The sequence below is a fragment of the Bacillus sp. sid0103 genome, from assembly GCF_019219025.1.
In genome coordinates this window covers 1-26,361 of sequence record NZ_JAHUWN010000031.1, presented here as the reverse complement: position 1 = coordinate 26,361, position 26,361 = coordinate 1, and the positions used below count along the sequence as shown (strand labels likewise).

Here is a 26,361-nt window from a genome sequence, read left to right as displayed (position 1 = left end):
GACGATGGGAATCTACGTTAAATATTTATGGATTCACTTTAAATCACAAATGCAATACCGGGCATCATTTTGGTTATTATCGCTGGGGCAATTTTTTATTCCATTTACGGTCTTTGCGGGTCTTTACTTTTTGTTCGAACAGTTTGGGCAAATTAGAGGATGGAAATTCTTTGAAGTGGCGTTTTGCTTTGGGATTATTCACATGGCCTTCGCGCTGAGTGAATGCTTTGCCCGTGGTTTTGATGCCTTTTCCAGTTTAGTTCGGACTGGCGAATTTGACCGATTACTGGTCCGTCCCCGCAGTACGTTTATCCAAGTTCTCGGATCGAAGTTCGAGTTTACAAGATTTGGCCGTCTCCTTCAAAGTGCGGTTGTTTTGTCCTGGGCCCTGGCCAATCTCAACATCGAATGGTCGGTGATAAAAGCTGTCACTTTGGTGCTGATGATTGTTAGCGGGGTGTTTATTTTTACAGGCATCTACATCCTCGCCGCCACCTTGTGTTTTTGGACGATTGAAGGTCTTGAGGTGGTCAACATATTTACTGATGGCGGAAGGGAAATGGCGCAATACCCATTAAATATTTATCAAAAATGGGTGACCCGTTTTTTTACCTTCGTGATTCCTTTTGGAACAGTAAATTACCTGCCACTATTGTTTATTATAGGGAAGAACAGTGGGACCGAGTTCTATTACATGCTCATCCCCATTGCGGGCAGTTTGTTTATTCTTCCTTGTCTTCTAGTTTGGCAATATGGGGTAAAGCATTATCGCTCTACGGGTTCCTAATCAGGAGCCCGGATTTGCAACTGCATTTCGTTATTGGTGAAATTGAACAGGAATGTAACATATGGTATATTATAAAAAGAGTGACTAAAAAACTAAAATGGTCAGTGGAGGTCGTCATGGCAACCGATCGGAGAAAAATGATAGTAGAGGCAGCAACCAAGTCTTTTTCATTATTTGGCTATAAAGCAACAACGATGGACCAAGTCGCAAAACTGGCCAATGTTGGCAAAGGGACGATTTACACCTTTTTCAAAAATAAGGAAGAGTTATTCGAAGAGATTATTTCAACCATGGTGAAGGAAATGATTGCGGAAGCAGACTCAGTCATCCAACCAGAGTTACCTTTTACCGAAAACGTGCATCGGGCTCTTTATCGGTTATTAGAGTTTCGTTCCCAGCACCATCTGATGATTAAACTGGTCCAAGAGGAAACGGAAATGGGGACCTTAGCGGTTTCGGAAATGCTGCAGCACGTCGAGGATGAAATTATTGCTTATTTAAGACAGAAAATGGATGCCGCCATCGCCAAAGGGGCAATCCCAGCGGCCGATACTGAAATTACCAGCTTTCTGCTTTTAAAAATGTATATTGCCTTAGTATCAGACTGGGAGAAGAATCATCAGCCGATGAGCTCCGAACAAATCGCGGAAATCATGAAAGTGTTTTTAGTAAAGGGTTTGTCCACATAAAAAAGACTTGTACGCATCTGTACAAGTCTTTTAGTATTTATATCTGCCTGCGGACGTACCCGAAAAGTGGTCCATCCGCTTTTTTTATTTTAGAAGATAATAATTTTTTGAAGCAGTGGCAATAGCTGCACCCTTTTTACGATTGCCAGTGAATTCTTCCATTAAACTTAAGAATGTTCCAAAAAGGTAATTGACCACGGAACCGGCGAGTATTCCAAATCCTAGTGCAGTTAAGAAATAAGTCGTATTGTAACCGCTTGCAAATTGACCTAACAAAATAAGAATGATACCTAGACTACCTCCGAAGATAGCCGTTCTCTTAAATGTAAAAATACTCTTTAAGTGTTTTTCCTGCATCATCATCAACTCCCCTGTAAGAATATTCTATCAATTGTCACAAAATTGTCAAACTTTTTTTAAAAAATATACTTTGTTAATCAAAAAGGTTGATTTTTTTTAAAATTTACTCCTTTGAGTGTGCTCGCCCATGACAGGCTTATCCCGCAGGAGTCTCGCTGTATCCGCGTCCAATCAATATTGCTAAAATATCAACAATAACCTTTAACCAGCCAAAAATAATAAGGAGACCTAAAAAAATTAGGCCCCAGTCTTTACTTTTTCTTCGCTAGGTTTTCTTGTGCCATTTTCACTAGTTCCCGGACCATGCTGCCTCCGAGTCGGCCGCCTACTTTCCCTGCCTGCTCTGAGGTGAGTTGGCCATTATACCCTTTTTTCAATGGAACCCCGACTTCTTCGGCTGCTTCAAATTTCGCATCTTCTGGGTTCCCGGTATTTGCTACTTTTGCCTTCAACGCATCCAAGCCATTTCGCGCCTCTGGGACAAGGATTTTATTTCTTCTTCTCGCCATTAAAATCCCTCCTTTAGTAGTAGGATTACCTGATTGTAAAAAATAATCAGCAGTCACTGGAAAAAACCATTTTAATCCAGTATAATAACAAGTAATAAATTCGGAAAAAATCAATGATAAAGAGAGTAGCTATCTAAGATGGTGCAGCGATTCAGGGGTGGTGAGAGCCTGAAACAGACTAGATAATGAAGCGCACTTTTGAGATGCGTGCCTGAAACAAACAGTAGGGTATGCCGGAGGGGTTCTCCGTTACAAAGGAAAGCTGGTTCATTATTTGAACAATTAGAGTGGTACCGCGGGATTATAAACTCTCGTCTCTTTTAGTAGAGACGGGAGTTTTTTGCGTTTTAAAAAAATAGGAGGTCGAAGAAGATGAATTTTAAACAAGAGCTGGCGTCTCTTTTACATGAACTGCTTGACGAAGAGATATCACTGACAGACCTGGAACTGATGATCGAAAAACCTAAGCACCTGGAACATGGCGATTTAGCTTTCCCTTGCTTTACGTTAGCAAAGCTGAAAAGAAAATCACCCAATGTGATCGCGGAAGAATTAAGTAAACAGATTGCTTCTCCACTATTTGAAAAAGTAACTGTGGTGGGTGCGTATCTAAATTTCTTTTTAAACAAAAAGACAGCTTCAGAACATGTCGTGGGAGAGATCATCGCACAAAAAGGTAATTACGGTGCGCTCTCGTTTGGAAACGGTGGTGCAGTTACGATTGACATGTCATCCCCAAATATTGCGAAACCTTTCTCGATGGGGCATTTGCGTTCGACGGTCATCGGCAACTCCCTTGCACTAATTGTGGAGAAATGTGGCTATAAGCCGATTAAAATCAACCACCTTGGTGACTGGGGGACGCAGTTTGGGAAGTTGATCACGGCCTATCAACTTTGGGGAGATGCTGAAAAGGTTAAACAAAACCCGATTAAGGAGTTATTATCCCTTTATATAAAATTTCATGAAGAAGCGGAGAAGGATCCGGCCCTTGAAGATCAAGGACGCAGTTGGTTTAAGAAGTTGGAAGATGGGGACGAGCAAGCATTAGAACTTTGGAAATGGTTTCGTGATGAGTCATTAAAAGAGTTTTCAAGAATATATGAATTAATGAACGTTCAATTTGATTCCTATGCAGGCGAGGCCTTTTATAATGACAAAATGGATCAAGTTGTTCAACTTCTTGAAGAACAGCACTTACTTGTGGAATCGGATCAGGCGCAGGTGGTTGAACTAACGGAAGAACAACTGCCGCCGTGCCTCATTAAGAAGTCTGACGGAGCCACCCTTTATGCGACCCGTGATTTAGCTGCCGCTCTTTATCGCCAGAAGGAATACCAATTTGTTCAATCCTTGTATGTGGTTGGCCATGAACAAAGTCTGCATTTTAAACAGTTGATTGCAGTGTTAGCAAAGATGGGCTGCGATTGGTCGAACCAAATGCACCATATTCCCTTTGGGATGATGCTAAAAGACGGCAAGAAAATGTCAACGAGAAAAGGAAAGGTTGTTTTATTAGAGGAAGTTTTAAATGAATCTATTGCGATGGCCCGTCATAATATTGAAGAGAAGAATCCTACTCTTTCAAACAAAGATGAAGTAGCCAAACAAGTTGGCGTTGGGGCGGTTATTTTCCATGACTTAAAGAACAATCGAATGAATGATATTGAATTTTCATTAGAAGAGATGCTTCGCTTCGAAGGGGAAACCGGTCCCTATGTTCAATACACGTATGCGCGGGCATGTTCGATTTTACGAAAAGCTGCTGGTAAGATTGAGTCAGCTGCTGCAACCTACACCAACTCATGGGAGAAAGAATGGAAGATAACTAGTCTCCTAATGGAATTCTCGCCTGCGATTAAGAGAGCCTGTCTCAACTTCGACCCGTCCCAAGTGGCAAAATATATTATTGACCTGGCACAGGCGTTCAACAAATATTACACTGAGGTGAAAATCCTCGAGGACTGTGCAGAACAGCAGGCACGATTAGCTCTCGTCTATGCGGTAACAGAAGTTTTAAAAGAAGGGTTACGTTTAGTAGGATTGGAAGCCCCTATCGAAATGTAGGTTTCCATGAACGGTGCCAATCCATTAAACTATAGATATGCAATCGAAAGGGAGGCAAAGAGAGATGAGTGAATTATTATTCAAGCATTTTGAGCTTACAAGGGGAAGATTTGTTAACTTTGTGGCTGATCTAGAAGAGGGGATTGCCGGCGTTCAGCCTGAAGGATTTAATAATAACATCCATTGGCATGCGGGCCATGTTCTAACTGTTGCCGAGCAAATGATGTTTGGCTTTCCGAAAAAATCAACCCAGCTGCCAGCCCGCTACATGGAGTTGTTTGCCTCAGGTACGAGTCCTGCTGCCTGGGAAGGAGATATTCCTCCTATGCAGGAATTAATCGTGCAGTTGCAAGAACAATTGACACGGATAAAAGAAATACCAGCGGAGAGTTTTACCGAGAGGCTGAAAACGCCATTCCTTGGTCAGGAGACCTTTGGTGAGTTAGCAAATTTTGCGATTTTCCATGAGAGTATTCATTTGGGACAGATGCTGGCAATGAAGCGTGTCATTAAAGCGACCGTAAAATAGTTATAGCGTCATATATACATGAAAGCATGGAGTCTAAATAAGACCTCCGTGCTTTTTTTTTTGGAACACCGTCCATCATTTTTAATAGTTATTAGAAAAGTAGGGGAAAACTGAATAGTATTACTTTGTCTATATGAATTGACACAAAATGACAGCGCTTTTATAATCAACAACGTGTTTGAAAAATGTCGATTTTTGTCGTATTACTATTTTCAACTTCTTACACTCCAAAATGGACACCTAGATAAGGGAGAGAATTAATTTGAAATACATATTATTTCTAGTAGCATTGGTCGTTATTTTTTTACTAGCGTTTATTGCCAGCTCTAATAAAAAGGGAATTAAAATCAAGCCCATTATCACCATGCTTGTTTTGCAGCTGGTCTTAGCATTTTTACTATTAAATACAGAAGTAGGCCTTATATTGATTAAAGGCATATCAAGCTTGTTTGAGTATATTTTGAAGTATAGTGCTGACGGGATTAACTTTGTGTTTGGTGGAATCGCTAACAAAGGGGAAGGACCGTTTTTCCTAAACGTTTTGATGCCAATTGTGTTCATTTCTGTGCTCATTGGGATTGCGCAGCATATTAAAGTTCTTCCAATCATCATCCGCTTCCTCGGTTTGCTGTTAAGTAAAATCAATGGTCTCGGTAAATTAGAGTCCTATAATGCCGTAGCATCAGCTGTCTTTGGTCAATCGGAAGTATTTATTTCGGTGAAAAAACAGCTTGCCTATTTACCTGAACATCGTCTCTATACATTGTGTACCTCTGCGATGTCTACAGTCTCAGCCTCAATCTTAGGGGCCTACATGACAATGATTGAGCCAAAATATGTGGTTACTGCCCTTGTATTAAACCTATTTGGCGGTTTTATCATTGCGAATATCATTAATCCTTATGAGGTTACGGAGAAAGAAGATATTATTGATATTCAAGAAGAAAAACAAACCTTTTTTGAAATGCTTGGAGAGTATATTTTAGATGGATTCAAAGTAGCGATCATCGTTGGGGCGATGCTGATTGGGTTTGTGGCCCTGATTAGTCTAATCAATCATGTGTTTGCAGCGATATTCGGTATTAGCTTCCAAGTGGCTCTAGGGTATGTGTTTGCGCCGTTTGCCTTTATTGTCGGTGTGCCGGCGTCGGATGTGGTGAAGGCCGGCACCATTATGGCGACAAAATTATTATCCAATGAATTTGTAGCGATGATGGATTTAGCAAAAATCACAGATTCGCTTTCAACAAGAACGATTGGGATCGTTTCGGTATTCCTTGTTTCCTTTGCCAACTTTTCCTCGATCGGAATTATTACCGGAGCGGTCAAAGGACTGAACGAAAAGAAAGGGAACCAGGTGGCCAAGTTTGGGCTTAAACTGCTGTTTGGCGCTTCACTTGTGAGTTTATTAACAGCGGCCATTACTGGATTGATGCTTTAAAAACAAATAGACTGCTTGGCTAGAAACATGCCAGGCAGTTTTTTTCGGCCTTTTGCGGATAATTTTCTTCATTAATCGTGCCATTTAGGATAAGACTAAGTAGTACAGCTGCTATTAATTGCCTGTTGCATGAAAAATTTGGTAGTTTCAAAAAGAAAACACTTCATATAACCAAGGGTATTGTGTTAAAATCAATCGGTAATTCTACTTCAAATTTGGTGGGTGAAACAAGTGCTCTCTTCTTTTAAGAGATTCTTAATCGGCCGGCCGTTAAAATCAACGGCACTAGGCGAACAAAAATTAAATATCCTAAAGGCTTTAGCGATTCTATCTTCCGATGCCTTATCATCTGTGGCATATGGGACGGAACAGATTCTAATTGTGTTAGCCACAGTTAGTGTCATTGCCTACTGGTACTCTGTTCCGATTGCAGTGGGAGTATTATTTCTATTAGCCGCTCTCATCTTATCCTACCGACAAATTATCTATTCCTACCCACATGGCGGTGGGGCCTATATTGTTTCAAAAGAAAACATCGGCGAGAAAGCGGGATTAATTGCCGGAGGCTCTCTATTAGTGGATTACATATTGACTGTGGCGGTAAGTGTTACCGCTGGTACTGATGCAATTACATCAGCTTTTCCAACACTGCACGCGCATACCGTTGGGATTGCCTGTGTCCTAGTTATCTTTATCACCATTCTTAATCTGCGCGGGTTAACGGAATCAGCGTCTATCCTAGCCTATCCGGTTTATTTGTTTGTAATAGCTCTGTTCATCCTCATTGGTGTCGGCCTCTTTAAAATTATGACCGGTAATGTTTCCCCAATCGTCCAGCATGCAGCAATTGGGACGCCGGTTCAAGGGATTACGCTTTTCTTACTGCTTCGCGCTTTTGCGTCGGGATGCTCGGCGTTAACCGGGGTTGAAGCGATTTCGAATGCGATTCCAAGCTTTAAAGATCCAGCACCTAAAAATGCTGCCAAGACATTAATTTTAATGGGAACGCTGCTAGCCTTATTATTTACGGGAATTACTTTCCTAGCCTATTATTACGGGATTTCGCCTAAGCATGACGAAACGGTTGTCTCTCAAATTGCCAAAGAAACCTTTGGACGCAATTATCTTTACTTTTTTGTCCAAGGAACGACAGCCCTCATCTTAGTGTTGGCTGCTAATACTGGATATTCCGCATTTCCTTTATTGGCCTACGCGCTTGCCAAGGATAAGTATATGCCAAGGATGTTTACGATTAGGGGAGACAGACTGGGTTATTCCAATGGGATTGTTTCCTTAGGAGTTGCTTCGATTATATTAATCATTGTTTCCCGAGGGAAAACGGAGTACTTAATTCCGCTTTATGCGGTTGGTGTTTTTATTCCGTTCACCTTGTCACAATCAGGGATGATTATCAAGTGGTTACGGGAAAAACCGGCTGGTTGGGTCGCAAAACTAAGTGCCAATTTAGTCGGTGCACTTATCACCTTAGCCGTATTAATCATTTTCTTCTTAACAAAATTTAGCCAAGTATGGTTTGTGTTCATCTTTTTACCGTTAATCGTGTTTGCCTTCAAACGAATTAATTATCATTATGAAGCAGTAGGTGAGCAATTAAGGATTCATCCAGACAATCCTGCCCTTCCAATTGAGGGGAATGTGATTATTGTACCGGTTGCAGGGATTACGAAGGTTGTTGAGAATTCGATTAATTATGCAAAATCATTAACGGATCAAATCTTTGCCGTTTATGTGTCGTTTGATCGTGAGGATGAAAAACGGTTCGAGGAAAAATGGCAGCAATGGCAGCCGGATGTGAGACTCGTTACCTTACAATCACATTATCGAAGTGTTCTAATTCCTTTATCGAAATTTATTGATACGGTTGAGCACAAAGCAAGCGAAAACAATTATCGGGTTACAGTATTGATTCCTCAATTTATTACCAAGAAAAGCTGGCATAATATCTTGCACAACCAATCGAGTTTATTAATTCGTACCTATCTTATTTTTAAAAAGAAGGTTATTGTGTCAACACTGCCATTTCATTTTAAAAAGTAAAAGGTGGGACGGACATTGGATTTTTTGGTTGAAAATAAGTGGGCCATCTTAGTGAGTTTAGAAGTATTAGCCTGGTCGTCCACATTCTTTTTGCTGTATGCCAGATATGGAATGAAATCGAGCTTCTGGTTTAAAATAGCCACGGTTCTCTTATTGTTAACAGGGGTTATTCCTCAGGTATTGATGGGCATTGTTAACTTTATCGCGACAAAGAAAGTCGACTCGTTTACATTAATTATTGTTTTACTGATTTTATATGGTTTAACGATTGGGAAAAAACATGTGAAAAAGCTCGACACATGGGCGCAAAGAAAATTTTCAACACAAGAAAACCACCGAAATTAATCGGTGGTTTTCTTTGTCTTTTTGATTAAAAAATAGATTGCCCCTAGAACAATAGCACCGATTATGGCAGGCATTACGTAGGGTTGTGCATACTCTTTAATATGTGCCCAGTTACTGCCTAAGACTTTTCCTAAGTAAAGGAACAGAATTGTCCATGGGATAACAGCCGCCACGGTGTAAAGCGTAAATTTGGCTGCTGACATTTTGGCAATACCAGCTGGAATGGAAATCGCATGCCTAACAACGGGAATGAACCGAGCGGAAAAAATAACCCCAGCACCATATTTTTCAAACCATTGTTCAGCTATATCAATATGATTCTTTTTAATCAAGACATATTTTCCGTATTTCTCCAAAAAAGGTCTGCCCCCAAAATAACCGGCCCAATATAAGAACAATTGAGCGATTGTCCCGCCAACAGTCCCTGCAATTACAGCCCCAAAAAAATTGAGATGACCTTGCGATATCATATAGCCGCCATAACCTAAGACAATTTCACTTGGGATAATCTCGATCATTAATCCTAACGCAATCCCGAAATACCCCAATTGTGATAAGAACTCTAAAATCGATTGGATAAAGTCTGACATAATTCACCTTCGCTTAAGTAAATGATTATTTCTCTCCTTACTTTAGTTTAAACCAGTTTGTCTATTTAAGAAATAATTATGGTCCTTTTCTTTGAGACATTCCGGAAAAATTAAAAATGCAACAGAATGGAGCTGCTTTTTTTCTACATGAGATATTTTAAAAACATGGTGGCAATCCCAAAGTAGGTAAGCAGTGAAAAAATATCATTCAAGGTTGTGATCAAGGGTCCTGAGGCAACCGCAGGATCAATTTTTAAGCGAAATAAAATAAGAGGAATAACCGTCCCTGCAAGGGTCCCGATGATAAGGGTGAAAAATAGGGAACTGCCGACAACAGCACCTAAAATGAGACTTCCCTGCCAGATATATGCAATCACTGCAATAAGAATAGAGCAGGTAATGCCGATAGTAATCCCAACGCCAAGTTCCCTTGCGATTAAACGCGCAATCACACCTTTATCAATATCGTACGAAATCAGCCCTCTTACTACGACTGCCAGCGATTGGGTTCCTGTATTCCCGGTCATTCCGGCAATCATCGGCATAAAAAAGGCAAGCGCTACGACCTGTTGCAGGGTATCTTCAAAACTGCTGATTATTCTTCCTGAAACCACACCGATAAATAATAGTAAGATCAGCCAGGGGAGCCTTCTTGCTGCTGCAACTAAAGTTTTTGTTTCAAAATCGATCGATTTCCCTGTCGCCGATAATTTTTCAATATCTTCATTGGCTTCCTTAATTACGATGTCAATGATGTCATCGACGGTGACAATTCCGACAAGAATATTGTCCTCATCAACTACCGGTATGGCTATAAAATCATAACGCCCGACGATTTGCGCGACAACCTCTTGGTCTGTTGATACCGTAACGTAAATGATCCGTTCATACATAATTGTACTTATTTTTTCATCTGGCTCTGCTAATAGTAAATCACGATAAGAAACCACCCCGACTAGCTTCCGGTCTTCATCAATAACATATAGATAGTTAATAGATTCGGCAAATTCAGCGAACACCTTAAACTTATCTACGGCTTCTCTAACCGTAAAATAGCTGCGAATCCAAACAAAGCGATTCGTCATGATTCTTCCGGCTGTTTCCGGCGGATATTTCATAATATCTTGGACGGCAATCGATTCCTCTGCCTTCATTCCAGAAAGAAGGGAATCTTTTTTCTCTGGCGATACTTCATGCAGCAATAACGCCAGATCATCATTATCCATTAAATTAAGAACTATACTAGACTTTTCAATTCCTAAAATATTTAATAAGCCAAGTTGATCCTCCTTATCGAGTTCTTCCATCAAGTCTGCAAGAACGTCAAATTTTAAAAACAGTAGAAACCGTCCTTTATGCTTTTCCGGGAGATCCTCATAGATCTTGGCAATATCATAGGGCTGGAGTTCATCGAGAATACTATCAAATTCCGTTTTTCTATTTTCCTTTAATGTTTTAATGATATATAAACTTAATTCATCTTGACTCATATCTTTAATCATGGCTGATGGACCAGCTCCTTATCTCGCTTATGCATAGATTCTGATTGGCTAAAGAAATATAGATGAAAAAAGAAAATTAACAAATAATAATCAATAGGCATAAATCTAGTATGCGTCAATCAAACTTATTATTTGTAAAAGAATTGAAATAAGCTATTTGGACTATTATTTGATAAAATAAGGAAGTATTGACTAAACCATTTTATGTGTTGATCGGAGGAGTTTTGCTTTGAAAAAGCATCATCAAGACATACAGGATCTCATCTATGTCCATTTGAACCAAACAGACCAGTATGTACTGTCTTCCGGTATCGAATTTGCTGAATTCGCTGCTGCTTTTTCAGGTTCATTAAATCACTTGCTTTTACTAAAGCACCGCTTTGATGATGCTGATTTTAATATGCATACCCAACTTGAATACTGCCCGGATGAAAGAATAAATAAATTAGCTCAAGAAGATGTCTATAGTTACGGTAATTTCTGTTGGATTGATTTTATTGAGGAAGATGTGTTGAATGAACTGACTGGGCAGGAAATCGCAGAACTATTGTACTTAGGTCATCAAAAACACCATCTAAAATTGCCTTTTTATAATAAACTGGGGAACCGTTTTGTTTATTTGGCTCAAGATGATGGCTGGTTTAACAAAACGTATTACCGAAGCTTCAAGGATTTCTTCCATATCCTTAGCGAAGTAGTTGCAGGAAAGCTTGGGGATCTTAAAATTGAAAAATCCATTCTTGGCTTTCGAAAGAAAAAGACCTATCCGCAAGTAAATAAAGAAATCCTTCTGTCTTTAACACCGTTCATTAAGGAAGGGATTTGTATTTCCTTACGAGATGCGGATCATCAGCGGAGCCGAATCGAAATTCCCGTCTGGGTAATTGGTGATTTCGCCAATATGGACGATATGGTCGAGGAATATGATCAAATCTCATCGAAACCATGTCATGCCAAAATCATTTTTGACAAAAAAACAAAGGAATGGAAGTTAAACGTCGTCTGATTTTTTTTTGGATAAAACAAAAGTCCCACTCTCTTTGGGTGGGACTGTTTATTTGGAATAGGAAAAAAGGGCACTTGGTCATACTTACGAAAACCATAGATTAAATAATCCTTCGTTCACGCCTAAGTTATACATATAATAAATTCCGAATAATATGCTGATTATGCCAGCAAGGTTATTCAAATATCGATTCACTTGCTTACCGGATGTTAACACAAAGGGGATCCCAATCACGGTTGAAAAGCTGAGCATCCCAACGATAGTGCCACAACCGAAAATAAGTATGTATAAGGCACCTTGCCATGCAGACGAAACTGTACTCATGGTTAATAAAACCATGGCCGCACTGCCGGCTAGCCCGTGAATGAGCCCGATGAAGAAGGATTTAAGATGAGTCCGAGCTTTTTTTTCATGGTCCGAAGTGGTATGGGAATGAGGATGACGCTGTTTCATAAATGTTAAAATACTATTTAGGCCGAGACTAACGAGCATGATTCCGACGATAAATTCAAGACTCAGTGCAACTGTATCTGTGATCGTATTTTTGGCGACAATCAAAAACATTCCGAAAATAAAAAGGGTGGCCGTGTGCCCAATGCCCCAGTAGACACCAGCAAAGATGGAGCGTTTTAAATTCTTAGATTCGCTCGCGATGGTGGATACTGCAATAACATGATCAGGCTCGATTGCATGCTTAATTCCTAGCAAAAAGCCTAATAATAATATCGATAAAAGTGATCCCGTCATGAACTCGCCTCCAATCAAACGTTTCAAAATCATTATACAGGATAATAAAAAAAGGAATATTAAATTGACAAAATATTGAGCGCTAGTATTTAAGCAAGCCGTAGACATCATAAAATAGCCAATAGGAAAAAACTTAAAAAAACTTGGGTGACTACATTTCCTTTCTTTTTAAAATAGGTTTAAAATATAACCGTGAATGAGAAAATGGAGGTTTCGTATGAAAACAAAATTAGGTTTATTATATGGAGGAAAATCAGCTGAACATCAAGTATCCCTGCAAACAGCACTAGCTGTCATTCGGGCGTTAGACCTTGAAAAATTTGATATTCATCCAATTTACATAAATACTGAAGGAAACTGGATTAAAGGGCAGCAATTAACTGGACCAGTAGAAAATGTGAAGGCACTTGAATTTTCAGAGGGGAATCAATTATCTCCTTTATCATTAGCTCCAGCACTTTTCCAAGCTGAAAAGCATGAAACGCTGGATGTGATTTTCCCTCTGTTACACGGACCGAACGGGGAAGACGGAACTGTCCAGGGCTTATTAGAACTGTTAAATCTTCCATACGTCGGCAATGGAGTACTTGCTTCTGCGGCAGGTATGGATAAAGTCATGATGAAAAATGTGTTTGCACAAGCAGGTCTTGCCCAAGTGAACTATGTAGCTTTTATTAAAAGTGAGTGGCAGAAAGCGAAAACGGAGGCTTACAGCAAAGTTGAAACAGAGCTTGGTTACCCATGCTTTGTAAAGCCAGCCAACCTTGGTTCCAGTGTTGGCATCAGCAAATGTACAAATCGTGCTGAATTAGAAGCAGCTTTTGCAGAAGCCTTTCAGTTTGATCGCAAAGTCATTATTGAAGAAGGCGTTGTTGCCCGTGAAATCGAGGTGGCGGTTCTTGGTAATGATGAACCGGAATGTTCAGTGGCCGGTGAAATAGTTCCAAAGAAAGATTTCTATGATTATAAAGCAAAATACGAAAGCGGAGATACCGCACTCATTATCCCTGCTGACATTAACGACGCAGAATATAAGCAACTGAAAGAAATGGCGGTAAAAGCCTTTAAAGCTTTGGATTGTTCTGGTCTAGTCCGAGCAGATTTTTTCTTGACCAAAGATGGGAAGGCGTTGATTAATGAAGTCAATACGATGCCAGGCTTCACGCCGTTTAGTATGTTCCCGCTTCTATGGAAACACACAGGAGTCGAGTATCCGCAATTGATTGAGCGACTTGTCAATCTGGCCAAAGAAAGACATGCAGAGAAACAACAGATAAAGTTTACTTTCTAAAAAACAGAGACACGGCTGAAGCTGCCGTGTCCATTTGTATTTAGAAGTGCACCGCAGTAACCGAGGTTTAAAAAAATGCTATGTCAAAGCCTATTGTTGATATTGGAAAGTTTACACCAAAGAAATAAAAAGGAGGATATCCATGATAAAACGATCGTTAAAACAGATTGCTGAGATGCTTTCTGCTCAGGATGTTATGAATACATTTGCTGATACCCTCATCACGGGTGTATCGATTGATTCACGTAAGATTGAAAATGGAAATTTGTTTATACCTTTTAAAGGGGAACATTCTGACGGCCATAAATATGTAGAGGAGTCTATCCGAAAGGGTGCAGCAGCTGCCCTTTGGCAAAAGGATGTACCAAACCCGCCCTTACATTTACCGATCTTGATCGTGGAAGATTGTCTAGTTGCCCTACAGGAATTAGCAAGAAGCTACCGGAAACAATTAGCGGTTAAAGTAGTCGGCATCACAGGAAGCAATGGGAAAACGACGACCAAGGATATGACAGCTGGTATCCTCTCTACACAATATAAGGTTCAAAAGACTGAAGGTAATTATAACAACCATATTGGCCTGCCGTTAACCGTTTTAGGATTAAACGAGGACACTGAAATTGCCGTTCTCGAAATGGGCATGAGCGGCAGAGGCGAAATTGAGTTCCTGACGAAGCTTGCCTGCCCAGATGCTGTGGTCATAACTAATATTGGTGAGTCCCATCTTCTTGACCTTGGTTCAAGGGAAGGAATCGCCGAAGCAAAGCTTGAGATCCTGCAAGGGCTCAAAGATGGGGGACTAGCTGTCCTGCATGGTGATGAGCCGCTGCTTATGGATAGAATTCAATGCCACATCGGAAATGTCCAGGTTGAGACCTTTGGAAGAAATGAAACAAATGATTTATATCCCACTGAAATTACTCAGTTAGACAATGGAAATCGTTTTAGAATTAATGCATCAGATTCTGCTTTTGAACTTCCCGTCCTCGGGACGCATAATATTTTAAATGCCTTAGCATCTATGCTCATTGCGAACTATTTTTCCATTCCCTTTGAAAAAATGAATGAGGGGTTAGCTAGTATTAAGTTGACTAATATGCGGATGGAGTTAGTAGAAGGGAACCAAGGCGAAAAAATCATTAACGACGCCTATAATGCCAGCCCGACGTCAATGCTGGCAGCGATCGAGTTAGTATCCAATCTTCAAGGTTATGAAAGAAAAATCCTCGTCCTAGGCGACATGTTAGAGCTTGGTCCACAGGAAGAGCAATACCATCAGCAAATTGGTGAATCCTTAAACGGTGAAAAAGTTGATCTCCTGTTCACCTATGGAAAATTAGGAGGGCATATTGCACAGAAGGCTAGAACGGTTTTAGGATCTGAAAGAGTGTTTGCCTTTACAGAAAAAGAAGCGCTCATTCAAGAATTAAAGCAACATGTAAATCATAAAACGTTAATCCTCGTCAAAGCCTCAAGAGGAATGAAATTAGAAGAAATCGTAACTGCCCTGCAAGTAAATTAAGGAAATTAAAACTAACAAGAACATGAATGATTTCTGGGTGAAAAAAGAAAAATAACAGAGACCCTCCTTGAGAGGAGAAGGTGCCCTTTTATTTCAAACATTAGGCTTTTTGATGAGGTAATAAGATTGGTTTGGATATTCTGCAAACTTATCTTGATTGCAAAATACTAGTAACAGTGGTATGATGTTCATCAACGTGTCTAAAGAACGATGATTAAAGGGCATACTCCTTGAGGGAGCATGTTTTTTTTTGGTAAAATAAAGATGTTACCTATTTACGGCATTTTTGATGCGTGTCAGCTCAAGCGCCAAGGGGACCGAGACGTTCGGTCCTGCCTAAGATGAAGTATAAAAATCCACTTCCATCCTTGTGGATGAAATAAAAACTTATTTCATCCTAGATGAAATTTAAACTTATATCGTCAAGGATTCCATTCTTGATGAATCCAAAACGGACTTCACCTTAAGGCCTCCAGCGCTTTTCGCCTCAATAGAGCAGGCGCTACCGCTTTTCTGAGTATCGGCGAAAATATTCAGCTCTCAAAAATATTTTCACATAGATGAAGGAGAATGAAAACATTGACAAAGTTTGAAGAATTAGGCCTATGCCAGGCCACTTTACAAGCTGTCCTTAAAATGGGTTTTGAGGAAGCTACACCAATTCAGTCGGAAACTATTCCGTTGGGGCTAAAAGGAATTGATTTGATCGGGCAAGCTCAAACAGGAACAGGGAAAACAGCTGCATTTGGAATTCCATTGGTTGAAAAAATTGATACTAGTGCGGATGCGATTCAAGGGATTATTATTGCGCCAACTCGTGAACTTGCCATTCAAGTTTCAGAAGAACTGTATAAAATCGGTTCCGGTAAACGAGTGCGTGTATTGCCGATTTATGGCGGGCAAGATATCAGCCGTCAAATTCGTTCATTAAAAAAGGCTCCACATATCATTGTTGGTACTCCAGGTCGTGTATTGGATCATATCAACAGAAAAACGATGCGTCTTGATACAGTTAACACTGTCATCCTTGATGAAGCGGATGAAATGTTAAATATGGGATTCATTGAAGATATTGAATCCATCCTTGCTTCAACACCGGAAGAACGCCAAACATTACTTTTCTCAGCGACAATGCCTGGGCCAATTCAAAGAATGGCTGAAAAGTTCATGAAAGACCCGCAAATCGTTCGCGTGAAAACGAAAGAAATGACGGTTCCTTTAATTGAGCAATATTACCTTGAAGTTCAGGAACGAAATAAATTTGATGTGTTAACAAGACTTTTAGATATTCAATCACCAGAACTTGCAATTGTGTTTGGCCGTACGAAGCGCCGTGTTGATGAATTATCTGAGGCACTAACTTTAAGAGGGTATACAGCAGAAGGTATTCATGGTGATTTGAGCCAGGCAAAACGGATTTCTGTCCTGCGCAAATTTAAAGAAGGAACGATTGATGTCCTAGTTGCAACAGACGTAGCTGCAAGGGGTCTCGATATTTCAGGCGTTACCCATGTATACAACTTCGATATCCCACAAGATCCAGAGAGCTATGTTCACCGTATTGGCCGTACTGGCCGTGCTGGTAAAACTGGAATGGCGATGACGTTCATTACACCGCGTGAAAAATCTTATCTAGCGGTTGTGGAAAAAACCACAAAACGCAAAATGGATAAAATGAAGGCTCCGACGCTTGATGAAGCATTAGAAGGCCAACAAAAAGCGGTTGTAGAAAAAATCGTTCAAACGATTGAATCAAACAATTTACATTATTATAAAGCAGCAGCGCAAGAATTGTTGGAAGAAAATGATGCATCAACTGTAATTGCCGCTGTATTGAAAATGTTAACGAAAGAACCGGATACAACACCAATTAAGTTAACAGAAGAACAGCTTCCACAAAGAAGAGAAAGAAAGCCGTATGACCGTGACCGTAGAAGAAGAGATGATTCTAGAGGTTCTTACAATGGAGACCGAAACAGGAAAAAGGCTCCAGCCAAGCCTCGCAGCGGTGAAAAAAGAACGGGCGGCGGTAAATCAACTTCAAAGCCTAGAACATTTAATCATTAAACGAAAAGCGGAAGCGCCTAGGCGCTGCAGCTCGAGGAATAAATAAACAAGAGCATGGACGATTTTGTTCATGCTTTTTTCTATGCCTAAAAGGGAATAGTAAACATAAACACAATCCGCTGGAGTGATGATGATGACAATGGTACGACTTGGATATGTCGCAATGAGTGTCGAACTTCAGAATGCTTCCCCCTCGCAAACAATGACATTTGCCCAATTTGAAAAAATAAAAGACAGGGACGCGGCGATTCGGAAATTAGAGAGAATTGCGATTTCGAACTTAGAAAATTGCCTCCGTCTTTTAAAACATAATGCAGGTAATCAAATTCATTTTTTTAGGCTAAGTTCTCGCCTGATTCCGCTCGCCAATCATGAGGAATTACTCGATTGGGACTACATCACCCCGTTAAATGATACCCTCAAGAAACTGGCAAATTATCTAAAGGAACATCCGTCACGGATTGACTTTCATCCTGATCATTTCGTGGTGCTGAATACTCCAGATAAAGAGATTTTAAAAAATTCCTTGAGAACCCTCAACATGCATAAAGCTTTGCTAAAAGGACTAGAAATAGATCCCGAACACCGATGTGTACTTCATGTCGGCGGTGGGTATAACGATAAGGAGAAAGCGCTCGAGTTGTTTATTCATAATTGGGCTTATATTTCCCCATCGATCCAACAAATGATTATGCTTGAAAATGATGATACGACGTTTACAGTGAAGGACACACTTTATCTCTGTGAAAAGTTAGGGGTACCGATGGTATTTGATTATCACCACCACCTCGCTAACCATGAAGATGAAGAATGGGTGACGGATTGGGAGCGGATTGTTGCGTCATGGGCACAGTCGTCGCTGCCGATAAAGATGCATATATCGAGTCCGCGCTCCGAAAAAGATTTTCGAGCACATGCGGACACGATAGATCCCCACATGTTTCTCACGTTTTTACAGCAAATCAAAGGGACAGTTCCTGAGATTCACTGTATGATTGAAGCGAAGCGAAAAGATGCGGCACTTTTCCAACTAGTAAAGGATTTGCAAGATAGTGAAGGCATAACGTGGATCGACCAGTCAAGTTTTACTATCGAATAAGGGGGAGAAGCTGGGCAAAGGAAAAAAGGGATAGCAGTGAAGGATGATTCGACTGCAAATCCCTGTTATTTTTGTGCGAGTAATCCGATAATTGCAATGATGATAATCGCGGCCCAAATGAGAACTTTCCAAGGAGATTGATAAGAGATCCTTTTTTTCTTACTGCTTGCCCAGTTTGCGGTACCTCGAATTGAATCTGTTAATTCCTTTTTATTAAAATAAGGAATCGCCCCTAGTAAAAAGCCGCCAAGTAATCCAAAAAGATGAGCGGTAATATTAATATTCGGCTGTAAAAATGTCATAATTAAACTAACCACAGAGAGTGTCAGGATAATTTGCGCATTTTGCTTAGAAAGCATATGTTTCCGAAAGACAATAATCGCTAAATAATAGCCAAACAGTCCAAATATTGCCCCGCTTGAACCAACATGGGTATATGTAAGTGGTTCGAGCAGCAGTGTGGCAACATTCGCGATGATTCCTGTGAGCAGATATATGAATAAAAATCGCCCACTGCCAAGCATGCGCTCGAGGGCTGGTCCGAATAAAACCAGTGAAAAGCTATTAAACAGAGCATGTGAGAACCCGCTATGCATAAAGGTCGGTGTAATTAAGCGCCAATACTCTCCTTCCGTTATGTAAAGATTTACTCCGGAAAGGTTTTCAAAGAACCAGGCGTTTGGGAAGACTGGTAAACTAGTTAATAAATATAATCCTAAATGAATGGTAATGATAATAGAAACGATCGGATAAAGGCGGATAAAATCGCGAAAGCTTTCCGTTCGTGTAAACATTACTTGCACCTCCTGTGTCACATAATATATAAGTTTAGACATGAACTTAGACTACTGTCTAGCTCCATCGCCCAGCGGCTAGTGTACTTCGCCCTTTTCCCTACGATAAGTCAACATCGGATTGCTAACGCTCTCCGTGTTTCCTTTATCTCGGTCAAAGTGCTCCAGTCCATACGCCGCTAACCGGGCGATTCCGCTTTTCTTATCTTGTACACTATTATGCTAATCATATAACAAATAGAAGGAAGATGAAGAATGATTAAAGGGATTGGAATCGATATTATTGAACTTTCAAGGATCCAGGACATCCTACTTCGCCAAAAGAAGTTTGTTGACCGCGTGTTAACCCCAACGGAACGGAAGAAATTTGAGGAGTTACCGGCAGCAAGAAAGGTAGAATTTTTTGCAGGGCGTTTTGCGGCAAAAGAAGCGTATTCAAAAGCGAATGGCACGGGAATTGGTGCTGAGCTATCATTTTTAGACATAGAAATCGACAATGATAGCACTGGAAAACCATTTATTGCAAAGCCTGAGACGCGGGCCCATTTATCCATATCACATAGCAGGGACTACGCCGTCGCGCAAGTCATGATTGAAGAAGATTAATTTTATTTAAATAAATAGCTTGGCAACTTCTTTATCATATTCCTAAAGGTTGTCTCATATATTCATAGGGAAACAGGAGAGACAAGGTCAGCCATGGTCATTTTGGATAGCAAACTCCATTGCCTGACCCCTGCCTTTCTCTTCTCTAGAATCATATGAAATGAGACAAGAAGGGGTTGAAGGAATGAGGAAAAAGTTGTTGCTGCTAATCACAGGGCTAATGGTCATTTTTGTACTAGCTGCCTGTGGCTCTAAATCACAAGGTGATGTGGTTAAAGAGTTAACAGGAAAACTAGATGACCTAAGCGGCTATAAGGTGAATGCAAAAATGACGTTGAAAATGGGTTCGGATTCACAAGTGTATAACGTGGAAATCTGGCACAAAGATCCTACCTTTTATCGTGTGAATTTGAAAAATGCTCAAAAAGACCAAAGTCAGATGATTTTAAGGAATAACCAAGGGGTATTTGTTCTGACGCCTGCTCTAAATAAGAGCTTCCGTTTCCAAAGCGATTGGCCGCAAAACAGCAGCCAGGCCTACTTGTATGAGTCGCTGATTAAGGACATTGTTGCTGATAAAAGTGCGAAATTCTCCACTACAAAGGATTATTATGTATTTGAAACCAAAACCCGTTACCAAAACAATTCAATGCTGCCATTCCAAGAAATCAAATTGAATAAAGGTGATTTATCACCAGCTGTGGTAAAAGTAATGGATCCAGATCGAAATGCCCTCGTAACAGTCGAGTTCTCAAAGGTTAAATTTAATGCCAGCTTTGACAAGGACGATTTCGATATGAAGAAAAACATGACACGGGCTCAACTCAACCTGCCGGCAATGGCAGATGGCGGCGATGATGCCTTTACGGTTATGTATCCAACTGCAGAACTGAAAGGAACCAAACTAATCGAGGAAAAAGAAGTGGCATTGGAGGATGGGAAAAGGGTTGTTCTCACTTACGATGGTAAAAAATCCTTTACACTTGTCCAAGAAAAAGTAACTGCGAAAACGGCATCTACCAATCCAACCTATGTTGAAGGGGATATTGTCGACTTAGGGGCAACGATTGGGGCAGTTTCCGATCACTCGATTTCTTGGTCGCATAATGGTGTCGATTATATGATTGCATCCAAGAACTTAACGAAAAAAGAACTAATTGAGGTGGCAGCATCTGTCCAAGGGGAAGCAGTAAAATAAATCAGTCAAGGAGCAGGCTTATATAGGGCTTGCTCTTTTTTTGATATAAAAAGGTAACAGTCGTATGATATTTTTTGTGATAAAATGGAATAATATATAATTAAAGCTATTAGGAAGTGGAAACATGGAAGAGCAAGGTTTTTTCTATCGTGATACATGGGCCGAAGTGGATTTAGATTGTATTCATGCTAATCTAACCTCAATAAAGAAGCATTTGCCTCAAGCAGTGACAATGATTGCAGTTGTCAAAGCAAATGCGTATGGCCATGGAGATCTTCGAGTGGCAGAAACCGCACTTGAAGCAGGGGCAGACTATCTTGCTGTTGCGTTTATGGACGAGGCTATTGCCTTAAGGAATAAAGGGATTTCTGCTCCGATCCTGGTTTTGGGTGCGACACGGCCTGAAGATATCCAAGTAGCTGCAAAATTTGCTATCACTGTGACCGTTTTCCAACCAGAATGGCTGGAAGAGGCATTAAAACATGTAACACCCGATGATAGGATTTCAGTTCATATCAAAGTAGATACTGGAATGGGAAGAATCGGCGTTCGAAGTGTATCTGAATTAACGGTGGTCGAGCAAATGATCTCTGAAAATGATCAATTTATTCTAGAAGGGATCTTTACGCACTTTGCAACGGCGGATGCACTAGACGAAACCTATATGTATCAGCAACTAGCTTCATTTGAAAACATGGTTTCGGCGTTAAAACAAAAACCAAAGTATATACATTCCAGCAATAGTGCGGCAGCTTTGCGCTATCCAAAGACTTATTTTAATACAGTCCGGATTGGGATTGCGATGTATGGACTAACACCTTCACTTGAGATGGAAAATGAAATTCCCTTTCAGCTAAAGGAGGCATTTTCACTCCAATCACGACTGGTCCACGTCAAAAAGATGCCCAAGGGTGAAAAAGTGAGTTACGGGGCAACCTATGAAACTGGTGAAGAAGAGTGGATTGGGACGATTCCAATTGGTTATGCGGACGGTTGGATTCGCAAGTTGCAAGGACAAGAAGTGCTTGTGGAAGGTGTTAGGTCGCCAATTGTCGGTAGAATTTGTATGGACCAATGTATGATCCGGCTGCCGCATTATGTTCCGATTGGGACAACCGTCACCTTAATTGGCACGCAGGAGAATCAGTTTATTTCAATAAATGAGATTGCCAAAAATCTCGACACGATTAATTATGAGGTCCCTTGTATCATCGCCTATCGGGTCCCACGTCTTTATAAAAAGGATGGAAAAATTGTCGATTTAAAAAATTATCTTCTTCAAGATTAATGGGCTAAATCATGTTTTTTCATCATATTTATGATATTGCGTTGATTTGTGCATAAAAGGGTGTTTTATTGGCTTATAATACAGTAGTATTATAATTAGTCTATGCAATAGGTTCGATTAGTGTTATTATTAAATATGGTACAGATAATAAATGAAACTCACTGTATGAAACAGGCCAAAAGGCGATTCATGAAGTGGAGTGGCGTTTATTCATCAGAAGGAATTCTGGTTAGATAAAAATGGTGTGTAGTGATGGTGGAGGTGTATGTTTGTGTCTGAATCCGGCGCAACTACGGAAATCTTAGTGAAGTTACCGCAACATCTTTTAACTGAATTAGATGGTTTTGTAAAACAAGAAAATGTAAACCGCAGCGAGTTTATCTACCAGGCAACAAAAATGTATTTACGCGAGCGTAAAAAGAGACAAATTCGCGAGTCGATGAGACGTGGATACATGGAAATGGCAAAGATAAATCTAGGGATTGCATCAGAAGCATTTTTAGCAGAATATGAGGCAGAACACACAGTTGAACGTCTTGTAAGCGGAGGATAATCCTTTGATAGTCAAACGTGGTGACGTTTATTTCGCGGACCTATCCCCAGTTGTTGGTTCTGAACAAGGCGGCGTCCGACCTGTACTTGTCATCCAAAACGACATCGGGAATCGGTTTAGTCCCACAGTGATTGTTGCAGCGATTACAGCTCAAATTCAAAAAGCCAAGCTTCCTACTCATGTAGAAATTGATGCGAAGCGCTACGGATTTGAACGAGATTCGGTCATTCTGTTAGAGCAAATTCGTACAATTGATAAGCAGCGGTTAACCGATAAAATCACCCATCTCGATGACGAAATGATGGAGAAAGTGGATGAAGCCTTGCAGATAAGCCTGGGTCTCATCGAATTTTAACGCAAAGCACGCTCTTTTTAGGAAGAGCGTTTTTTCATACATATCCTGACCTCATTCTCAAAATTGCTTAGGCAAGCCAATGTGCTTGCCTATTTTTTTTGGAATGGCCATGTTAAAGTTGTTGATTTTGTACACATGTTGATTGAAGCAAAGGCATAAGACTCCTGCGAGAGAAACAGGTGGTTGGGAGACCCTGCAGGCGTAGTGCGCCGAGGAGAATCCCGGACCGCCTGTGGAATGCGGGTACCTGGAGCGGAAATCAAACAGTGCCTTTTTGAAAGTAATAAGGGGACCCCCGTTTAATGAAACTCACTACTTATTCTGCTACAATAGAATGAAATGGAATGGAGGCTTGCTTTGTGAATGATACAATCGTAAAAGATGATCAGTTGTTAAAGAAAATTGCTGCTGAATTAGCAATCTCTTTCAAACAAGTAAAAAGTGTTATTTCATTACTAGATGAAGGCAATACAGTTCCTTTTATTGCTCGTTATCGTAAAGAAATGACAGGCGCACTTGATGAAGTCCAAATCAGAAATATATTAGAACGCTGGCAGTATATCCAAAACCTCGAGCAAAGAAAAGAAGAGGTTATCCGCATAATAGGTGAACAAGGGAAATTAACGGATGAACTAAACGCCGCAATTACCAAGGCAGAGAAACTTCAAGAGGTTGAAGATTTATATAGACCTTATAAACAAAAAAGACGGACTAAAGCAACCGTCGCGAAGGAAAAAGGGCTGGAACCATTGGCTGAATGGCTGCTGACTTTTTCGAAAGAAAGTATCGAGGAAAAAGCAAAGCAATTTTTATCGGAGGAAAAAGGAGTCCTCACGGTGGAGGACGCACTTTCAGGTGCAAGAGATATCATTGCCGAGCGGGTTTCCGATGATGCTGAAAGCCGTAAATGGATTCGGAGAGAAACCTTTAAATCCGGAGCAGTAGTATCTGTCGTCAAAGAAGCGGAAAAAGACGAGAAAAATATTTATGAAATGTACTATGAATATGATGAACCTGTAAATAAAATTGTTCCACATCGTATTCTTGCATTAAACCGCGGGGAAAAAGAAGATATCCTACGAGTGTCAATTAAAATGAATATGGATTTAATTATGGCGTATCTAACGAAAAAATGGGTTCGTGTTCCACATTCACCGGCAGCCCCAATCGTGTTAGAGGCGTTGGAAGATAGCTATAAACGATTGATTCAACCTTCGATTGAGCGGGAACTCCGCAGTGAATTAACGGAAAAAGGTGAAGAGCAAGCCATACATATATTCTCTGAAAATCTTCGGAACTTACTATTGCAGCCGCCGTTAAAAGGGAAGATTGTTATCGGAGTCGACCCTGCTTACCGGACAGGATGTAAACTGGCGGTAGTCGATGAAACAGGCAAGGTACTGAAAATTGATGTCATTTATCCGCATCCTCCTGTTTCAAAGACGAAGGAAGCCCGCGAAAAGTTTATTAACATTCTTCGCGAATATAAAGTGGAGATGGCAGCCATTGGAAACGGGACTGCTTCAAGGGAAACAGAACAGTTTGTTGCCGATATTTTAAAGGAAATGGATGAGGAAATTTTCTATTTAATCGTTAATGAAGCAGGGGCCAGTGTTTATTCGGCATCTGAACTGGCGAGAGAAGAGTTTCCGAATTTGCAGGTAGAAGAGAGAAGTGCGGCCTCCATTGCCCGTCGATTGCAGGACCCATTAGCAGAATTGGTGAAGATTGACCCAAAATCGGTTGGTGTCGGTCAATACCAGCATGATGTTTCCCAGAAACGACTGTCAGAATCATTGCATTTTGTCGTCGAAACGGCAGTTAACAAAGTTGGTGTAAATGTCAATACCGCCTCTCCATCGCTTTTACAGTATGTAGCAGGGCTTAACAAAACCGCAGCAAACAATATTGTGAAAAAGCGTGAAGAGGAAGGGAAATTTACAAGCAGAGTACAACTAAAGAAGGTTCCTCGTTTAGGGGCAAAAACGTATGAGCAGGCGATAGGCTTCTTGCGCGTACTGGATGGAAAGCAGCCGCTTGACAGGACAGGGATCCATCCTGAAAACTACAATGAAGTGAAGAAATTATTAGCAAGTCTCGGCTTTACGACCGATGACCTTGGTACAGAAGAGCTTAAAACAGCCCTTCATGGTCTCGATTTAAATTCAGTTTCCGAAGAACTAGCTATAGGGGAACTAACCCTAAAGGACATTATTGATGCATTAGTTAGACCAGAACGTGACCCACGCGATGATTTACCTCGCCCTCTTTTGAAAAAAGATGTTCTAAAGCTAGAGGACCTAAAAGCAGGGATGGAGCTGCAAGGTACAGTTCGAAACGTAGTTGACTTCGGTGCATTTGTTGATATAGGCGTCAAGCAGGACGGGCTTGTGCATATTTCAAAACTCAGCAATCGATTTGTAAAGCATCCATTAGACATTGTATCTGTAGGAGATGTCGTTACCGTATGGGTAGACTCGGTAGATATGAAAAAAGGCAGGGTAGCATTAACGATGCTTCCGCCATCGAGGTAAACGGAGGATCGGACGCCGGTGCTTGGGAAAAAATCATAGATTACAATTATAGACCATTTCGCCTAGCGGGATGGTCTTTGATTTTGGTTGGGTGTATTTAATGACCGAAGAGGGCAAAAAAGGGGAAGAAGGTAATCAATAGGGGTTATAGGTGACCGAAGATGCTGAAAAAAGTGGAAGAAGGTAATCAATGGGGGTTATAGGTGACCGAAGTTGGTGAAAAAAGGGGAAGACGGTAATCAATAGGGGTTATAGGTGACCGAAGCCGCTGAAAAAAGGGGAAGAAGGTAATCAATGGGGATTGAGTCCATATAATTGTGTAAAAAGAAAATGAGTCAAATTAATTCCTCATGGTTACAATGTTAACGGCGAAGAAAACAATGTGGAGGAATTAATTATGACTCAAATACAGTTTAACCTAAAT

The 26,361-nt window shown here is 40.6% G+C and carries 24 protein-coding genes and 1 other annotated feature; of the genes, 18 read left to right on the top strand and 6 right to left on the bottom strand.

All coding sequences use genetic code 11. The features are described from left to right. Positions 1-4 precede the first annotated feature (4 nt). The gene (locus tag KW850_RS26330; RefSeq protein WP_218350722.1) at positions 5-787 is read left to right on the top strand and encodes an ABC transporter permease; all 783 of its coding nucleotides are present in this window, start codon (positions 5-7) and stop codon (positions 785-787) included. A 116-nt stretch (positions 788-903) separates the two neighbouring features. Next, positions 904-1,476, top strand: coding sequence for a TetR/AcrR family transcriptional regulator (locus tag KW850_RS26325; RefSeq protein ID WP_218350721.1), 573 nt, complete (start codon positions 904-906; stop codon positions 1,474-1,476). 84 nt (positions 1,477-1,560) lie between these two features. Here KW850_RS26325 and KW850_RS26320 read toward each other — a convergent pair whose 3' ends face one another. Continuing rightward, positions 1,561-1,836, bottom strand: coding sequence for a hypothetical protein (locus KW850_RS26320; protein ID WP_218350720.1), 276 nt, complete (start codon positions 1,834-1,836; stop codon positions 1,561-1,563). 251 nt (positions 1,837-2,087) lie between these two features. Further along, positions 2,088-2,345, bottom strand: coding sequence for an alpha/beta-type small acid-soluble spore protein (locus KW850_RS26315; protein WP_218350719.1), 258 nt, complete (start codon positions 2,343-2,345; stop codon positions 2,088-2,090). A 104-nt stretch (positions 2,346-2,449) separates the two neighbouring features. Then, positions 2,450-2,667 (top strand) — a binding site (T-box leader). Positions 2,668-2,717: 50 nt separating this feature from the next. Between KW850_RS26315 and argS the strand changes: the two genes are divergently transcribed. The 5 genes from argS (at position 2,718) to KW850_RS26290 (ending at position 8,785) form a co-directional block, all read left to right on the top strand. Further along, positions 2,718-4,412 carry an arginine--tRNA ligase gene (gene argS / locus KW850_RS26310; protein ID WP_218350718.1) on the top strand — a complete coding sequence of 565 codons (1,695 nt, stop codon included), beginning with the start codon at positions 2,718-2,720 and terminating at the stop codon, positions 4,410-4,412. A gap of 64 nt (positions 4,413-4,476) precedes the next feature. Further along, on the top strand, positions 4,477-4,941 hold the full coding sequence (locus KW850_RS26305; protein ID WP_256358470.1) for a DinB family protein: 465 nt from the start codon (positions 4,477-4,479) through the stop codon (positions 4,939-4,941). Positions 4,942-5,203: 262 nt separating this feature from the next. Further along, entirely contained in the window at positions 5,204-6,382 is a 1,179-nt protein-coding gene (locus KW850_RS26300; RefSeq protein ID WP_218350716.1) for a NupC/NupG family nucleoside CNT transporter, read from the top strand. Between the two features lie 231 nt (positions 6,383-6,613). Continuing rightward, positions 6,614-8,440, top strand: a complete 1,827-nt coding sequence (locus KW850_RS26295) for an APC family permease (RefSeq protein WP_218350715.1) — start codon at positions 6,614-6,616, stop codon at positions 8,438-8,440. A 15-nt stretch (positions 8,441-8,455) separates the two neighbouring features. After that, positions 8,456-8,785 (top strand): hypothetical protein, encoded by a 330-nt coding sequence (locus tag KW850_RS26290; protein ID WP_218350714.1) that lies wholly within the window; start codon positions 8,456-8,458, stop codon positions 8,783-8,785. Here KW850_RS26290 and uptA read toward each other — a convergent pair. After that, positions 8,782-9,375 (bottom strand): undecaprenyl phosphate transporter UptA, encoded by a 594-nt coding sequence (gene uptA / locus KW850_RS26285; RefSeq protein ID WP_256358469.1) that lies wholly within the window; start codon positions 9,373-9,375, stop codon positions 8,782-8,784. The two genes, KW850_RS26290 and uptA, sit on opposite strands and share 4 nt — an antisense overlap. A 143-nt stretch (positions 9,376-9,518) precedes the next feature. Beyond that, positions 9,519-10,877 (bottom strand): magnesium transporter, encoded by a 1,359-nt coding sequence (mgtE, locus tag KW850_RS26280; protein WP_218350713.1) that lies wholly within the window; start codon positions 10,875-10,877, stop codon positions 9,519-9,521. A gap of 229 nt (positions 10,878-11,106) precedes the next feature. On the opposite strand from mgtE, the gene KW850_RS26275 reads away from it, so the two are divergent. Further along, the gene (locus KW850_RS26275) at positions 11,107-11,883 is read left to right on the top strand and encodes a hypothetical protein (RefSeq protein ID WP_218350712.1); all 777 of its coding nucleotides are present in this window, start codon (positions 11,107-11,109) and stop codon (positions 11,881-11,883) included. An 84-nt stretch (positions 11,884-11,967) separates the two neighbouring features. Here the strand turns inward: KW850_RS26275 and KW850_RS26270 are convergent, their stop codons facing one another. After that, positions 11,968-12,630 carry a sulfite exporter TauE/SafE family protein gene (locus tag KW850_RS26270; protein WP_218350711.1) on the bottom strand — a complete coding sequence of 221 codons (663 nt, stop codon included), beginning with the start codon at positions 12,628-12,630 and terminating at the stop codon, positions 11,968-11,970. A 217-nt stretch (positions 12,631-12,847) separates the two neighbouring features. Between KW850_RS26270 and KW850_RS26265 the strand changes: the two genes are divergently transcribed. The 4 genes from KW850_RS26265 (at position 12,848) to uvsE (ending at position 18,609) form a co-directional block, all read left to right on the top strand. Next, the gene (locus tag KW850_RS26265; protein ID WP_218350710.1) at positions 12,848-13,921 is read left to right on the top strand and encodes a D-alanine--D-alanine ligase; all 1,074 of its coding nucleotides are present in this window, start codon (positions 12,848-12,850) and stop codon (positions 13,919-13,921) included. Between the two features lie 142 nt (positions 13,922-14,063). Further along, positions 14,064-15,443, top strand: coding sequence for a UDP-N-acetylmuramoyl-tripeptide--D-alanyl-D-alanine ligase (locus KW850_RS26260; RefSeq protein WP_218350709.1), 1,380 nt, complete (start codon positions 14,064-14,066; stop codon positions 15,441-15,443). 579 nt (positions 15,444-16,022) lie between these two features. Beyond that, entirely contained in the window at positions 16,023-17,510 is a 1,488-nt protein-coding gene (gene cshA / locus KW850_RS26255; RefSeq protein ID WP_218350708.1) for a degradosome RNA helicase CshA, read from the top strand. Positions 17,511-17,643: 133 nt separating this feature from the next. Further along, on the top strand, positions 17,644-18,609 hold the full coding sequence (uvsE, locus tag KW850_RS26250) for a UV DNA damage repair endonuclease UvsE (RefSeq protein WP_218350707.1): 966 nt from the start codon (positions 17,644-17,646) through the stop codon (positions 18,607-18,609). Positions 18,610-18,674: 65 nt separating this feature from the next. Here the strand turns inward: uvsE and KW850_RS26245 are convergent, their stop codons facing one another. Then, entirely contained in the window at positions 18,675-19,403 is a 729-nt protein-coding gene (locus KW850_RS26245; RefSeq protein WP_218350706.1) for a rhomboid family intramembrane serine protease, read from the bottom strand. A gap of 255 nt (positions 19,404-19,658) precedes the next feature. Here KW850_RS26245 and acpS point away from each other — a divergent pair, with 255 nt between their 5' ends. The 6 genes from acpS (at position 19,659) to KW850_RS26215 (ending at position 25,937) form a co-directional block, all read left to right on the top strand. Continuing rightward, on the top strand, positions 19,659-20,009 hold the full coding sequence (gene acpS, locus KW850_RS26240; protein WP_218350705.1) for a holo-ACP synthase: 351 nt from the start codon (positions 19,659-19,661) through the stop codon (positions 20,007-20,009). A 184-nt stretch (positions 20,010-20,193) separates the two neighbouring features. Beyond that, complete coding sequence (locus KW850_RS26235; RefSeq protein WP_218350704.1) at positions 20,194-21,207, top strand: LolA family protein; 1,014 nt, start codon at positions 20,194-20,196, stop codon at positions 21,205-21,207. Between the two features lie 124 nt (positions 21,208-21,331). After that, positions 21,332-22,495 carry an alanine racemase gene (alr, locus tag KW850_RS26230; protein WP_218350703.1) on the top strand — a complete coding sequence of 388 codons (1,164 nt, stop codon included), beginning with the start codon at positions 21,332-21,334 and terminating at the stop codon, positions 22,493-22,495. A 271-nt stretch (positions 22,496-22,766) separates the two neighbouring features. Beyond that, positions 22,767-23,048: a CopG family ribbon-helix-helix protein gene (locus KW850_RS26225; RefSeq protein ID WP_007083557.1), complete on the top strand. Its 282-nt coding sequence runs from the start codon at positions 22,767-22,769 to the stop codon at positions 23,046-23,048. Between the two features lie 4 nt (positions 23,049-23,052). Then, entirely contained in the window at positions 23,053-23,403 is a 351-nt protein-coding gene (gene ndoA / locus KW850_RS26220) for a type II toxin-antitoxin system endoribonuclease NdoA (RefSeq protein WP_009795787.1), read from the top strand. Positions 23,404-23,762: 359 nt separating this feature from the next. After that, positions 23,763-25,937, top strand: a complete 2,175-nt coding sequence (locus KW850_RS26215; RefSeq protein WP_308128854.1) for a Tex family protein — start codon at positions 23,763-23,765, stop codon at positions 25,935-25,937. Positions 25,938-26,361: the final 424 nt, after the last annotated feature.